Genomic DNA, 13,748 nt, shown 5'->3' with positions numbered 1-13,748 from the left:
TGTCATGCTCAGAAGAATGTCTTGGCTGCAGTTTCAGCCAAACCACCGAGCCAGCCGCCGATCAGTCCATAGAACAGAACGAAGGCACCAGAAACGAGCAGTACGAGACGCAGCTCAATTGCTGCCGGAACGAACGTCGTTACCGGCTCATCGAACCACATGATCTTGATCATGCGCAGGTAATAGAACGCGCCCACAACCGATGCCACAATACCGATGATTGCCAGCGGATAAAGACCCACTTCAACGGCTGCAACGAAGGTGTACCACTTACCGAAGAAGCCAGCGAGCGGCGGAATACCAGCAAGCGAGAACAGCATGATCGTCATGATAACGGCCATTACCGGATTGCTGCGCGACAGGCCTGCGAGATCATCGATCTTCTCGACATTGCCTTCCTTGGTCCGCATGGACAGGATGAAGGCAAAGCTACCGAGCGTCATGACAAGATAGATCGCCATGTAAAGAGCAACACCCTTGACGCCGACAACCGTACCGGCAGCCAGACCGACAAGGGCATAGCCCATGTGGCTGATCGACGAGTATGCCATCAGGCGCTTGATATTACGCTGGCCGATGGCGGCAAAGGCACCCAGCACCATCGAAGCGATTGCAACGAAAGTGATGATCTGCTGCCAGTCTTGCGTGACAGGAGCGAATGCACCTTCCACGACACGAACGATCAGAGCCATTGCAGCCATCTTAGGAGCGGCAGCAAAGAACGCGGTTACTGGCGTTGGCGAACCTTCATAGACGTCTGGCGTCCACATATGGAATGGGACAGCAGAAATCTTGAAGCAGAGGCCGGCCAGAATGAAGACCAGACCGAACACCAGACCAAGCTGACGCTCACCACCGGAAACAGCGGTTGCGATTTCGGCAAAGCCGATGTGGCCGGTGTAGCCATAAACAAGGCTGATACCATAGAGCAGCATACCCGACGACAAAGCGCCAAGAACGAAGTATTTCAGACCAGCTTCTGTCGAACGAACGCTGTCACGATTGAAGGCTGCAAGCACGTAGAGTGCGAGCGACTGCAATTCGAGGCCCATATAGAGTGTCAGCATGTTCGATGCCGACACCATGATGAGCATGCCAAGCGTGGACAACACGATCAGTACAGGGAATTCGAACTTGTCGAATTTCTCTTCACGCGCAAAGCCAACCGACATGATCAGCGCCACGATGGAGCCGATCAGTGTCAGCACCTTCATAAAGCGTGCAAACGCATCGTTGACAAAGGCGCCGCCAAAAGCGCTGCCATTGTGGGGGAAGATAACGATCAATGCGAGTGCTGCAATCAAAACAGCAACAGCAAGGCCATTGACGATGGTTGAGGCGCGCTCTCCGGAGAACACGCCGATCATGAGCAATGCCAGTCCGCTCAGCGCGAGGAGAACCTCGGGAGCTGCGAGAGACAGGGAAGCAATCAGGTCGGTTTGCATCAAGCCTACGCCTTTACTTACTGCGCCAGCGTAGCGCTAGCGGCATTTGCCAGCGCTGCGTCATAATTGGTAACCAGTGCATGCACGGCGCTCGCGGTCGCATCGAAGACCGGAACCGGATACACACCGAAGAAGATAGTGAGAGCCACAAGCGGATACAGGATCACCTTCTCACGCGGGGTGAGATCAAGAATGCTCTTGAGGCTTTCCTTGGTCAGCGCACCAAACACCACGTTGCGATAGAGCCAGAGCGCATAGGCTGCCGACAGGATCACACCCGATGTTGCGAACAGCGCTACCCACGTATTGACGCGGAAGACACCGAACAGCGTGAGGAATTCACCGATAAAGCCAGACGTACCCGGAAGACCGACATTCGCCATCGTCAGGATGAGGAAAGCCACGGCATATTTCGGCATCCGGTTTACGAGACCGCCAAAGGCCGAAATTTCACGGGTATGCATGCGATCATAGATCACGCCAACGCAAAGGAAGAGTGCGCCCGAAACAATACCATGTGAGAGCATCTGGAAGATTGCACCCTGCACGCCCTGTTCGTTGGCGGCAAAAATACCCATGGTCACATAGCCCATATGCGCAACCGACGAATAAGCAATCAGCTTCTTGATATCTTCCTGCACCAACGCAACAAGCGAGGTGTAGACGATAGCAATTGCTGAGAGTGCAAAGACGAACGGAGCGAAATCGGCAGAAGCGAGTGGGAACATCGGCAGCGAGAAGCGCAGGAAGCCATAGCCACCGAGCTTTAGAAGAATACCCGCCAGAATGACCGAACCTGCTGTCGGTGCTTCAACGTGCGCATCCGGCAACCATGTATGCACTGGCCACATTGGCATCTTCACGGCAAAGGACGCGAAGAATGCCAGCCATAGCCACGTTTGCATACCTGCTGGGAAGTCGTATTTTAGCAGTTCGACGATGTTAAGCGTACCGGCCTGCCAGTACATTGCCATGATCGCGATCAGCATCAGCACAGAGCCGAGCAGCGTGTAAAGGAAGAACTTGAAGCTCGCATAAACGCGGCGCTTGCCACCCCATACGCCGATGATGATGAACATCGGAATAAGGCTTGCTTCAAAGAACACGTAGAACAGGAACAGATCGAGCGCACAGAACACGCCGATCATGAGCGTTTCCAGAATAAGGAACGCAATCATGTATTCCTTGACGCGCTTCTCGATAGCCAGCCAGCTCGCAAGTATGCAGAATGGCATCAGGAAAGCAGACAGCACGACAAACAGCATGGAAATGCCGTCAACGCCCATGTGGTAGGAAATGCCTCCACCGAGCCAGCCGACCTGTTCGACCATCTGGAAGCCCGGATTTGAATTGTCAAACCCGGCCCAGATAACCAGTGACAGAATGAAAACGAAAACCGTGGTCAGCAACGCAACATTCTTAATGTTGCGACGCGAGGCTTCGCTGTCATCCTTGATGAGAAGGATCAACAAGGCGCCGACGAGCGGCAGAAATGTGACCGTAGAAAGAATTGGCCAATCGGTCATCAGAAAGAGCTCCCGAGCATCATCCAGGTGACGAGCGCGGCGACGCCGATAAGCATCGCGAATGCGTAATGATAAAGGTAACCCGACTGCATCTTCACAACGCGATCTGTAACATCGAGAACGCGTGCAGCGACACCATTAGGACCGTAACCGTCGATAATCTTGCCGTCGCCAACCTTCCAGAAGAAGCGGCCGAGCCAACGTGCAGGACGAACGAAGATGAAGTCGTAAAGTTCGTCGAAATACCACTTGTTGAGAAGGAACTGGTACAGACCGCGATGACGCTCTGCGAGTGCCTTCGGAATGTGTGGTGCGCGGATATAGAAAATCCAAGCGATTACCAGACCGATCAGCATAGCGATGAACGGCGACAACTTAACCCACAGCGGAACATGGTGATAATGTTCCAGGATTTCGTTGCTTGGCAACGTGAAGAGCGCGCCCTTCCAAAATTCAGCATATTCGTGGCCGAAGAAGTATTCCTTGAACACGACACCTGCAAACAGTGCGCCGACAGCAAGGATGAACAACGGCACGAGCATGACCGGAGGCGATTCATGAACGTGATGCATGACTTCAGCAGAAGCGCGTGGCTTGCCATAGAATGTCATGAAAATCAGACGCCATGAGTAGAAGCTCGTAAACAGAGCTGCAACCACCAGAAGCGTGAACGCGTAACCCGAAGCAAGGCTGTGCGATGCGAAGACCGACTCGATGATGGCATCTTTCGAGAAGAAGCCAGCAGTACCGATGATCGTGCCCGGAACGCCGAGACCTGTAATAGCAACAGTACCGATCATCATCATCCAGTAGGTGATTGGGATCAGCTTACGCAGCCCCCCCATACGACGCATATCCTGCTCGTCAGAAACGGCATGGATAACCGAGCCTGCGCAAAGGAACAGAAGCGCCTTGAAGAAAGCGTGCGTGAAGAGGTGGAATACAGCAGCACCGTAAGCGCCAACACCAAGCGCCGCAAACATGTAACCAAGCTGCGAACAGGTCGAGTAAGCGATAACGCGCTTGATGTCGTTCTGAACAAGCGCAACGGTTGCAGCGAAGAACGCTGTCGTTGCACCGATGATCGTCACGATAAGAAGTGCGGTGTGCGAAAGTTCAAAGACCGGCGACATACGCGCAACCAGGAACACACCCGCGGTCACCATCGTTGCCGCATGAATAAGTGCGGAAACAGGTGTCGGGCCTTCCATAGCGTCTGGCAACCATGTGTGCAGCAGGAACTGAGCCGACTTACCCATCGCGCCCATGAACAAGAGCAGGCAGACAACCGTCAGAGCGGTTTCTTTGTGCAGTTCATAGCCGAGGAAGTTGAGAACGACTGCACCAGTATCAGCAGCACCTTCTGCTGGCAGGTAGTTTGCTGCGGCTGCAAAAAGCGTGTTGTAATCAACCGTCTGGAACAGCGCAAACAGACCAAAGATACCGAGCAGAAAGCCAAAGTCACCAACACGGTTGACAACGAAGGCCTTCATTGCAGCGGCATTTGCCGATGGCTTCTGGAACCAGAAGCCGATCAGAAGGTAAGAAGCAAGACCCACGCCTTCCCAGCCGAAGAACATCTGGATCAGGTTGTCCGACGTAACCAGCATAAGCATGGCAAAGGTGAAGAGCGAAAGATAAGCGAAGAAGCGCGGACGATGCGGATCGTGATGCATATATCCGATCGAATATATATGCACCAAAGCCGACACCGAGTTGACCACGACAAGCATAACGCCAGTCAGCGTATCAACGCGCAAAGCCCAATCAAACGACAGCGAACCAGACGTGACCCAGTGAAGAACAGGGATACGAACCGTTTCGGCATCGTGGCCGAGCGGAATTTTGAAGAACACGACCCATGACAGGATCGCAACGATCACCATCAGGCCGGAAGTCACATATTCACTCGCCTTTGCACCGATCTTATTGCCGAAAAGTCCGGCAATAAGAAAGCCAATAAGCGGAAGGAAGACGATCGCGTTATAGAGCATTTGCCCGTCAACCTTTCATAACATTGACGTCTTCCACCGCGATGGAACCGCGATTACGGAAGAAAACAACGAGGATTGCGAGACCGATAGCTGCTTCCGCAGCCGCAACGGTCAGAACGAACAGCGCGAAAACCTGCCCGACCATATCGCCAAGCACAGAAGAAAACGCCACAAAATTGAGATTGACCGAGAGAAGGATCAATTCGACAGACATCAGGATAACGATGACGTTCTTACGGTTTAAGAAGATACCGAAGACGCCAAGGGTGAACAGGATGGCTGATACGGTCAGATAATGAGAAATACCGATTTCCATATTCTTTTCCTCAGATGCCCTTGCCTGTTTCGACCTGCTTGATCTCGATCGCCGTTTCAGGCGTACGAGCAACCTGATCCGAAATCGACTGGCGCTTGACATTCGGCTTGTGCCGCAGCGTCAGAACAATCGCACCGATCATGGCGACCAGAAGGACCAACCCAGCAATCTGGAAGTGGAAGACAAAGTCAGTGTAAAGAATGTCGCCGAGGGCAGCAGTGTTGGTGCGTTCAGCAACGTCAGGGATTGGAACCGCACCCTGCCCCAGTTTAGGCGTGAACATCGAACCCGCAAATACAACAATCAGCTCGCCCAGCAGGATCAGACCAACCAGAGCACCAACCGGCGCATATTGCAGCGCACCGCGCTTCAATTCGGAGAAGTCAACATCCAGCATCATGACGACGAAGAGGAAGAGAACCGCCACAGCACCGACATAAACGACGAGCAGAATCATGGCGAGGAACTCGGCCCCCGTCAGCAGGAACAGCGCCGCTGCATTGAAGAAAGCGAGGATGAGAAACAGTACCGAATGCACGGGGTTGCGTGCCGCAATTACCATGAACGCACTGGCGATCATGATAAAGGCGAACAGATAGAAGAACGCTGCCGCAATACCTGTCAGCATGGGGATCCCCCAACACCTTTCCGTGGACAAAGCCTGATTGCTTCATCCGCTTTAGTCTTTGTTTGCCGCGAATAATCGCGAAACTTAAATTCCAGCAACAAGATGGGCCGCCCCTTCTTGTTGCCGCTTTTCAAACCGGATGCTGAAACCGCGTTTCAGCAATACCAATCAGCGATATGGCGCATCCATTGCGATGTTGCGCGCAATTTCGCGTTCCCAGCGATCGCCATTGGCAAGGAGCTTGTCCTTGTCATAGTAAAGCTCTTCGCGGGTTTCGGTCGCAAACTCGAAATTTGGACCTTCAACGATTGCATCCACCGGACAGGCTTCCTGACAGAAACCGCAATAGATGCACTTCACCATATCAATGTCGTAACGAACCGTGCGGCGCGTACCGTCATTGCGGCGTGGACCCGCTTCAATGGTGATAGCCTGTGCCGGGCAGATCGCTTCGCAAAGCTTACAAGCGATGCAGCGTTCTTCACCGTTTGGGTAACGGCGCAGTGCATGCTCGCCACGAAAACGAGGCGAAATCGGACCCTTTTCATGCGGGTAGTTCAGCGTCGCTTTTGGCGCGAAGAACTGGCGCATGGAGAGGAAGAAAGCCGCAACGAATTCCTTGAGAAGGAGGGATTTCGCGGCCTGTGCGAATGAAGCCATTTATCTTTCTCCTTACACCAGATCGAAGACTTTGATGACGGTTGCGGTCAGAACAACCATACCAAGCGAAATTGGCAGGAACACTTTCCAACCCAGACGCATCAGCTGGTCATAACGATAACGCGGTACAAAAGCCTTCACCATTGCGAACAGGAAGAAGCAGAAGCAGAGCTTGAGCATGAACCAGATGATGCCCGGAACCCAGTTGAGGAACCATACGTCAACCGGAGGCAACCAGCCGCCAAGGAAGAGTGTGGTCATCAGGGCGCACATCAGCGTGATCGCCACATACTCGCCGAGGAAGAACAGAAGGAACGGCGTGGACGAATATTCGATCATATGACCGGCCACGAGTTCGGATTCAGCTTCGACAAGATCGAATGGCGGACGGTTCGTTTCAGCAAGCGCCGAAATGAAGAAGATCACGAACATCGGGAACAGAACCAGCCAGTTCCAATCGAGGAACGAAGCAGGCAGACCTAGCGATGTGCCAAGACCCGTATTCTGCGAAAGCACAATGTCTGTCATGTTGAGTGAGCCAACTGTGAGCAGAACCGTAACGATCACAAAGCCAATCGACACTTCATAAGAGACCATCTGCGCTGCCGAACGAAGTGCACCCAGGAACGGATACTTCGAGTTCGAAGCCCAGCCGCCCATAATCACGCCATAAACTTCAAGCGAAGAAATAGCGAAGATATAGAGAATGCCGACATTGATGTTTGCAATCGCCCAGCCTTCATTGACCGGGATGACTGCCCATGTTGCCATCGCCAGAACCGCCGAAATGAAAGGTGCGAGAAGAAACACACCCTTATTCGCGCCCGAAGGAATGATCGGCTCTTTAACGACGAACTTCAAAAGATCGGCGAAAGCCTGAAACAGACCCCAAGGACCAACAACGTTTGGTCCACGGCGAAGCTGCACGGCTGCCCAGATCTTACGATCCGCATAAAGCAGGTAAGCCACGACGATCAGCAATACGACAAGCAGAACGACCGACTTCAGCGCTATGATCAGCGCAGGCAAGACGTAAGCTGCAAAAATTCCGTCCATTATTCCGTCTCTCTCTCGCTTACTCAGCTGCCTGTTGGAAGCTGCCGGCCGCAAGCGCCGAGCACTCGGCCATGACAGCGGAAGCACGCGCGATTGGGTTCGTCAGATAGAAATCCTTGACCGGCGAAACGAACGCAGCGCCGCCAGAAAGGTTAGATGCTTTTGCTGCAAGCGCCGACAGATCGTCTGCATTTGCAGGAGCAATCGTGTCAATCGCCATCATATGCGGGAAGTCTGCATAGAGCTTGGCGCGAAGCTGCGAAAGACTGTCAAACGGCAAACGCTTGCCGAGCGTGTCAGAAAGAGCGCGCAAGATTGCCCAATCTTCCTTAGCTTCGCCCGGAGCAAAGCCAGCACGGTTGCCAAGCTGAACGCGACCTTCCGTGTTGAGCCATGTACCCGACTTTTCGGTATAGGCTGCACCCGGAAGAATAACGTCAGCGGCATGTGCACCGGCATCGCCGTGTGTGCCGATATAGACAACGAAGCTCGATGCTTTCTTGGTCATGTCGAGTTCGTCTGCACCAAGCAGGAACACAAGATCAAGATTGCCAAGCATGTCGTTCGCAGCCTTGCCGCCCTCACCCGGAACAACACCGAGATCAAGAGCACCAACGCGGGAAGCGGCTGTGTGCAAAACCGAGAAACCGTTCCACTCGGCGCTGATCGCGCCAACATCCTGTGCAAGCTTTGCAGCTTGAGCGAGAACAGCTGCACCGTTTTCGCCGGTCAATGCACCCTGACCAACGATGATCAGCGGACGCTCTGCCTTAGCCAATACGTCACGGAATGCATTCTTGCCAGCAGCAACAGCCGCCAGTGTATCTGCGCCAGCGCCAAGATATTCGTAGTCGTAACGCAGTTCAGCCTGTTCACCGATCATAGCAATCGGGAAATGGCCCATACGCTGACGCTTACGAATACGCGCATTCAGAACAGCAGCTTCAACGCGTGGGTTGGAACCGATAATCAGAAGAGCGTCAGCATTTTCAATGCCTTCGATCGTTGTGTTAAAGAGATAGCTTGCACGACCGAGAGCCGGATCAAGTGCTGCGCCATCCTGACGGCTGTCGATATTCTTCGAGCCGAGCGATCCGATGAGGTTTTTCAGAGCGTAGAGTTCTTCAACCGAAGCCAGATCACCAGCAACTGCGCCGATCTTATCAGCTGAAGTCGAAGAAACCTTTGCAGCGATTGTTGCAAAAGCTTCTGGCCACGTGACAGCAACCAGACGGCCACCCTTGCGAACATATGGGCGATCAAGGCGCTGTGTGCGCAGACCATCCCAGATGAAGCGGGTCTTGTCGGAAATCCACTCTTCGTTCACCTGCTCATTGACGCGCGGCATGATACGCATCACTTCACGGCCACGAGTGTCAACGCGGATGTTTGAACCAACAGCGTCCATCACGTCGATGGTTTCTGTCTTGTTCAGTTCCCACGGACGTGCCTGAAATTCATATGGACGCGAGGTCAGAGCACCAACCGGGCAAAGGTCAATCACGTTGCCCTGCAGTTCCGAGGTCATTGCGCGTTCAAGATAGGTGGTGATTTCAGCATCTTCACCGCGACCAATGAGGCCCAATTCAGAAATGCCAGCCACTTCGGTTGTGAAACGAACGCAGCGCGTGCAGTGAATGCAGCGCGTCATAACCGTCTTGACGAGTGGGCCGATATACTTGTTTTCAACCGCACGCTTGTTTTCGCGATAGCGCGAGCCATCAGTACCAAACGCCATGGCCTGATCCTGCAGATCGCACTCACCAGCCTGATCGCAAATCGGGCAATCGAGCGGATGGTTGATGAGCAAGAATTCCATCACGCCTTCGCGGGCCTTCTTGACCATAGGCGTGTTGGTGAAAATTTCAGGTGCTTCGCCGTTCGGGCCAGGACGCAAATCGCGAACACCCATAGCGCAGGATGCGGCCGGCTTTGGCGGTCCGCCCTTCACTTCAACAAGGCACATGCGGCAGTTTCCAGCGATGGAAAGCCGTTCGTGGAAACAAAAACGCGGGACTTCAGCCCCCGCGGCTTCGGCAGCCTGAAGGAGCGTATAGTGATCGGGTACTTCGATCTCTGTGCCGTCAACCTTAATATTTGCCATCGCTTATCCAAACCTGCGGCTCTTGCCGCATCTTCCAGATGTCAAACTCACTTGCAGCCCATGGGAGGTGGGCTGCACTACACAATGCCTAAGCCCTATTCCGCTGCTTCCAGACGGATATTGCGGCTCTGAACGGCGTTGCGTGTATAATCATCAATGCGCTTTTCAATTTCCGGACGGAAGTTGCGGATCAGACCCTGAATAGGCCATGCAGCAGCATCACCAAGCGCGCAGATCGTATGACCTTCAATCTGCTTGGTAACGTCGAGCAGCATGTCGATTTCGCGCTTCTGCGCGTTACCCTTGACCATGCGTTCCATGACGCGCCACATCCAACCGGTGCCTTCACGGCAAGGCGTGCACTGGCCGCAGCTTTCATGCTTGAAGAAAGCTGACAGACGCGCAATTGCCTTGATGACGTCGGTGGACTTGTCCATGACGATCACGCCGCCGGTGCCGAACGAAGATTTCTTTTCGCGCATGCCATCAAAGTCCATGATGGCGTCCATCATGTCTTCGCCCTTGATGATAGGGCAGGATGCACCGCCGGGAATAACACCGAGCAGATTGTCCCAGCCACCACGAATACCGCCAGCGTGCTTTTCGATCAGCTCGCGGAAGGTGATGCCGAGGCTTTCTTCAACTGTGCAAGGCGTGTTCACATGACCAGAAATCTGGAACAGCTTGGTGCCGACATTGTTCGGACGGCCAATCGACGAGAACCATGCACCACCACGACGTAAGATTGTCGGAGCAACAGCAATCGATTCAACGTTGTTAACAGTCGTCGGGCAGCCATAAAGACCCATATTCGCAGGGAACGGAGGCTTCAGACGTGGCTGGCCCTTCTTGCCTTCAAGGCTTTCGAGCAGAGCGGTTTCTTCGCCGCAGATATAAGCGCCAGCGCCGTGATGAAGGAATATATCCATATCCCAGCCGCACTTATTGTTCTTACCCAGAAGGCCAGCATCATAGCACTCATCAATTGCTGCCTGCAGCGCTTCACGCTCACGCATGAATTCGCCGCGCAAATAGATGTAAGCGGTGTGCGCACTCATTGCACAACCGGCGATAACGCAGCCTTCGATCAGCGTGTGCGGATCGTGGCGCAGAATTTCGCGGTCCTTACAGGTGCCTGGCTCGGATTCATCGGCATTCACGACGAGGTAATGCGGACGATCCGTCACTTCCTTCGGCATGAACGACCATTTCAGGCCAGTCGGAAAGCCTGCACCACCACGTCCACGAAGGTTTGATGCCTTCATTTCGTTGATGATCCAGTCACGGCCCTTTTCGATGAAGCCCTTGGTGTTATCCCAATGGCCACGTGACATTGCGCCTTTCAGCGACTGGTCTTTAAAGCCATAGATATTGGTGAAGATGCGATCTTTATCAGCCAGCATGTCTCACCTGCTTCCGTCTTTGGTTGCGGCTTCTGCTTCAGCCTTTGCCTTTGCTTCGGCTTCTGCCTTGGCTTTAGCAACTGCGGCATCAGATGCCTTACGGGTTTCCAGACCAACCTGTTTGTAGTCGAGATCTTCGGTCAGAGCCGTCAGTCCACCCATGGGTTCAGACGTGATACGGCCATCCTGTGGACCCGGCTTAACTGTGTCGCCCTTGCCTGCTTCAAACGTATCGATGATTTCAGCAAGACGTTCAGGCGTCAGGTCTTCATAAGCATCCTTGAAGATCATGACCATCGGCGCATTGACGCAAGCGCCCTGACACTCAACTTCTTCCCACGACAGCGTGCCTTCGGCATTCAGCTCGAAAGGATCGTGGTGGATTTTATGACGGCAAACATCCATCAGCGCTTCCGAGCCACGCAACATGCATGGTGTAGTGCCGCAAACCTGAATGTGGGCGCGGGTTCCAACTGGCTTCAGCTGGAACTGCGTATAGAAGGTTGCAACTTCCAGAACGCGGATCAGCGGCATGTCGAGCATGTGAGCTACATATTCGATTGCAGCTTTTGTAACCCATCCCTCTTGCTCTTGCGCACGCATGAGCAGCGGAATAACAGCCGACTGCTGACGGCCTTCCGGGTATTTTGCGATCGTCTTGTGCGCCCAAGCCTGGTTTTCCGCGTTGAAAGCGAAACCAGCCGGCTGGACGGCATCATCTGCGAGACGGCGAACGGACATCAGCGGTCAACCTCACCAAACACGATATCGAGCGAGCCAAGGATTGCCGACACGTCAGCCAGCATGTGGCCGCGGCACAGGAAATCCATAGCCTGAAGATGGGCAAAGCCCGGCGCGCGCAGCTTGCAGCGGTATGGCTTGTTGGAGCCATCCGACACGAGGAAGACGCCAAATTCACCTTTTGGCGCTTCTACTGCTGCGTAAACTTCACCGGCAGGCACATGGTAGCCTTCCGTGTAAAGCTTGAAGTGATGGATGAGCGCTTCCATCGAGCGCTTCATCTCGCCGCGCTTTGGCGGCACAATTTTGTTGTCGGTGTGCGAAACAGGACCAACACGTTCCTTGCCAAGCAGAAGATCAACGCACTGGCGCATGATGCGCGCCGACTGGCGCATTTCTTCCATACGGATCAGGTAACGGTCATAGCAGTCGCCGTTCTTACCGATTGGAATATCAAATTCCATTTCGTTGTAGCACTCATATGGCTGCGACTTACGCAGATCCCATGCTGCACCCGAACCGCGAACCATGACGCCCGAGAAGCCCCAAGCCCATGCATCTTCGAGCGAAACAACGCCGATGTCGACGTTACGCTGCTTGAAAATACGGTTTGGCGTAATAAGATTGTCGAGGTTCGTCAGCGTCGTTGCGAGAAACGGATCAATCCATTTGCCGATGTCTTCAACGAGCTGATCAGGAATATCCTGATGAACACCACCCGGACGGAAGTAAGCAGCATGCATACGTGCGCCACAAGCGCGCTCGTAGAACACCATTAGCTTTTCGCGCTCTTCAAAGCCCCAGAGCGGCGGCGTCAGTGCACCAACGTCCATAGCCTGAGTGGTCACGTTCAGAAGATGGTTCAGAATACGACCGATTTCCGAGAAAAGAACACGGATCAGCTGACCACGCTTCGGCACTGTAATGCCAAGCAGACGCTCTACAGCCAAAGCATAGGCGTGTTCCTGATTCATCGGCGCCACGTAGTCGAGGCGGTCGAGATAAGGCAAAGCCTGAAGATAGGTCTTCGTTTCCATCAGCTTTTCGGTGCCGCGATGCAGCAGACCAATATGCGGATCGACGCGTTCCACGACTTCGCCGTCGAGTTCAAGAACAAGACGCAAAACGCCGTGCGCAGCAGGGTGCTGCGGACCAAAGTTAATATTAAAGTTGCGGACCTGAGTCTCAGCCATGTTTAGCTTCCTGTCGCTCAGTTCGTCTTGGCTTTTTCATCGCCCGGCAGGACGTAATCCGTCCCTTCCCATGGCGAGAGAAAGTCAAAATTGCGGAATTCCTGTCTCAGCATGACAGGCTCATAAATGACGCGCTTGGCTTCATCGCTGTAACGAACTTCGACAAAACCAGTGGTCGGGAAGTCTTTACGCAGCGGATGACCTTCAAAACCGTAATCGGTCAGAATGCGGCGCAGATCAGGGTGACCGGAGAACAGAATGCCATACATGTCGTAAGCTTCGCGCTCAAACCACTCGGCGCCGACAAACACCGACACAGCAGAAGGAACCAGCGTGTCCTCATCAGCCTGAACCTTCACACGAATGCGCAGGTTCTGGCGTGGTGAAAGGAACTGATAAACAACGTCAAAACGCTTGGCGCGCTGTGGATAATCAACGCCGGAAATATCCGTCAAATTAATGAACTGGCACTGCACGTCATCGCGCAGGAATGTCAGAACATTAATCAGGCTTGCAACCGGAATAGACAGCGTCAGCTCGCCATAGGCCAGCTTCGCCTCTTCGATCGCATCGCCGAGACGTTCTTTAATATAGCCGGAAAGTTCACCAAGAGCTTCTTCGCTCATATCTCTAACTTCCTTTTTTAGACCCCGATCCATCCTTGGGAAAACAGATCGAGTTC

The 13,748-nt window shown here is 53.6% G+C and carries 12 protein-coding genes; all 12 read right to left on the bottom strand.

The window, feature by feature from the left end:
• Positions 1 to 8: 8 nt before the first annotated feature.
• A complete protein-coding gene (gene nuoN / locus U2P60_RS13780) occupies positions 9 to 1,445 on the bottom strand; it encodes an NADH-quinone oxidoreductase subunit NuoN (RefSeq protein ID WP_413573041.1) in 1,437 nt (478 codons plus the stop codon).
• A gap of 17 nt (positions 1,446 to 1,462) precedes the next feature.
• Positions 1,463 to 2,971: an NADH-quinone oxidoreductase subunit M gene (locus U2P60_RS13775; RefSeq protein ID WP_313828370.1), complete on the bottom strand. Its 1,509-nt coding sequence runs from the start codon at positions 2,969 to 2,971 to the stop codon at positions 1,463 to 1,465.
• Positions 2,971 to 4,965 (bottom strand): NADH-quinone oxidoreductase subunit L, encoded by a 1,995-nt coding sequence (gene nuoL / locus U2P60_RS13770; protein ID WP_413573040.1) that lies wholly within the window; start codon positions 4,963 to 4,965, stop codon positions 2,971 to 2,973. The genes U2P60_RS13775 and nuoL overlap by 1 nt, the downstream gene beginning before the upstream one ends.
• Before the next feature lie 7 nt (positions 4,966 to 4,972).
• Positions 4,973 to 5,281 (bottom strand): NADH-quinone oxidoreductase subunit NuoK, encoded by a 309-nt coding sequence (gene nuoK, locus U2P60_RS13765; protein ID WP_007874552.1) that lies wholly within the window; start codon positions 5,279 to 5,281, stop codon positions 4,973 to 4,975.
• 10 nt (positions 5,282 to 5,291) lie between these two features.
• A complete protein-coding gene (locus U2P60_RS13760) occupies positions 5,292 to 5,909 on the bottom strand; it encodes an NADH-quinone oxidoreductase subunit J (protein WP_250039649.1) in 618 nt (205 codons plus the stop codon).
• Positions 5,910 to 6,077: 168 nt separating this feature from the next.
• Positions 6,078 to 6,569, bottom strand: a complete 492-nt coding sequence (nuoI, locus tag U2P60_RS13755; protein WP_094506964.1) for an NADH-quinone oxidoreductase subunit NuoI — start codon at positions 6,567 to 6,569, stop codon at positions 6,078 to 6,080.
• A gap of 12 nt (positions 6,570 to 6,581) precedes the next feature.
• The gene (gene nuoH / locus U2P60_RS13750; RefSeq protein ID WP_310010423.1) at positions 6,582 to 7,625 is read right to left on the bottom strand and encodes an NADH-quinone oxidoreductase subunit NuoH; all 1,044 of its coding nucleotides are present in this window, start codon (positions 7,623 to 7,625) and stop codon (positions 6,582 to 6,584) included.
• A 19-nt stretch (positions 7,626 to 7,644) separates the two neighbouring features.
• A complete protein-coding gene (nuoG, locus tag U2P60_RS13745; protein ID WP_413573039.1) occupies positions 7,645 to 9,729 on the bottom strand; it encodes an NADH-quinone oxidoreductase subunit NuoG in 2,085 nt (694 codons plus the stop codon).
• A 95-nt stretch (positions 9,730 to 9,824) separates the two neighbouring features.
• Positions 9,825 to 11,132: an NADH-quinone oxidoreductase subunit NuoF gene (gene nuoF, locus U2P60_RS13740; protein WP_007874542.1), complete on the bottom strand. Its 1,308-nt coding sequence runs from the start codon at positions 11,130 to 11,132 to the stop codon at positions 9,825 to 9,827.
• A 3-nt stretch (positions 11,133 to 11,135) separates the two neighbouring features.
• The gene (gene nuoE, locus U2P60_RS13735) at positions 11,136 to 11,873 is read right to left on the bottom strand and encodes an NADH-quinone oxidoreductase subunit NuoE (RefSeq protein WP_313828366.1); all 738 of its coding nucleotides are present in this window, start codon (positions 11,871 to 11,873) and stop codon (positions 11,136 to 11,138) included.
• Positions 11,873 to 13,066, bottom strand: coding sequence for an NADH-quinone oxidoreductase subunit D (locus tag U2P60_RS13730; RefSeq protein ID WP_250039645.1), 1,194 nt, complete (start codon positions 13,064 to 13,066; stop codon positions 11,873 to 11,875). The genes nuoE and U2P60_RS13730 overlap by 1 nt, the downstream gene beginning before the upstream one ends.
• A gap of 17 nt (positions 13,067 to 13,083) precedes the next feature.
• Positions 13,084 to 13,692 carry an NADH-quinone oxidoreductase subunit C gene (locus U2P60_RS13725; protein WP_413573038.1) on the bottom strand — a complete coding sequence of 203 codons (609 nt, stop codon included), beginning with the start codon at positions 13,690 to 13,692 and terminating at the stop codon, positions 13,084 to 13,086.
• Between the last annotated feature and the right edge of the window lie 56 nt (positions 13,693 to 13,748).

Origin of the sequence: Brucella sp. H1_1004 (assembly GCF_047308065.1) — a bacterium.
Taxonomy (GTDB): domain Bacteria; phylum Pseudomonadota; class Alphaproteobacteria; order Rhizobiales; family Rhizobiaceae; genus Brucella; species Brucella pseudogrignonensis_B.
Note: the sequence above shows the minus strand (reverse complement) of the source record. Positions and strands in the feature narration are given on the sequence as shown.

Coding starts and splice junctions, on each gene's coding strand:
- nuoN (WP_413573041.1), bottom strand. CDS start 1,445: ATGCAAACCGACCTGATTGCTTCCCTGTCTCTCGCAGCTCCCGAGGTT.
- U2P60_RS13775 (WP_313828370.1), bottom strand. CDS start 2,971: ATGACCGATTGGCCAATTCTTTCTACGGTCACATTTCTGCCGCTCGTC.
- nuoL (WP_413573040.1), bottom strand. CDS start 4,965: ATGCTCTATAACGCGATCGTCTTCCTTCCGCTTATTGGCTTTCTTATT.
- nuoK (WP_007874552.1), bottom strand. CDS start 5,281: ATGGAAATCGGTATTTCTCATTATCTGACCGTATCAGCCATCCTGTTC.
- U2P60_RS13760 (WP_250039649.1), bottom strand. CDS start 5,909: ATGCTGACAGGTATTGCGGCAGCGTTCTTCTATCTGTTCGCCTTTATC.
- nuoI (WP_094506964.1), bottom strand. CDS start 6,569: ATGGCTTCATTCGCACAGGCCGCGAAATCCCTCCTTCTCAAGGAATTC.
- nuoH (WP_310010423.1), bottom strand. CDS start 7,625: ATGGACGGAATTTTTGCAGCTTACGTCTTGCCTGCGCTGATCATAGCG.
- nuoG (WP_413573039.1), bottom strand. CDS start 9,729: ATGGCAAATATTAAGGTTGACGGCACAGAGATCGAAGTACCCGATCAC.
- nuoF (WP_007874542.1), bottom strand. CDS start 11,132: ATGCTGGCTGATAAAGATCGCATCTTCACCAATATCTATGGCTTTAAA.
- nuoE (WP_313828366.1), bottom strand. CDS start 11,873: ATGTCCGTTCGCCGTCTCGCAGATGATGCCGTCCAGCCGGCTGGTTTC.
- U2P60_RS13730 (WP_250039645.1), bottom strand. CDS start 13,066: ATGGCTGAGACTCAGGTCCGCAACTTTAATATTAACTTTGGTCCGCAG.
- U2P60_RS13725 (WP_413573038.1), bottom strand. CDS start 13,692: ATGAGCGAAGAAGCTCTTGGTGAACTTTCCGGCTATATTAAAGAACGT.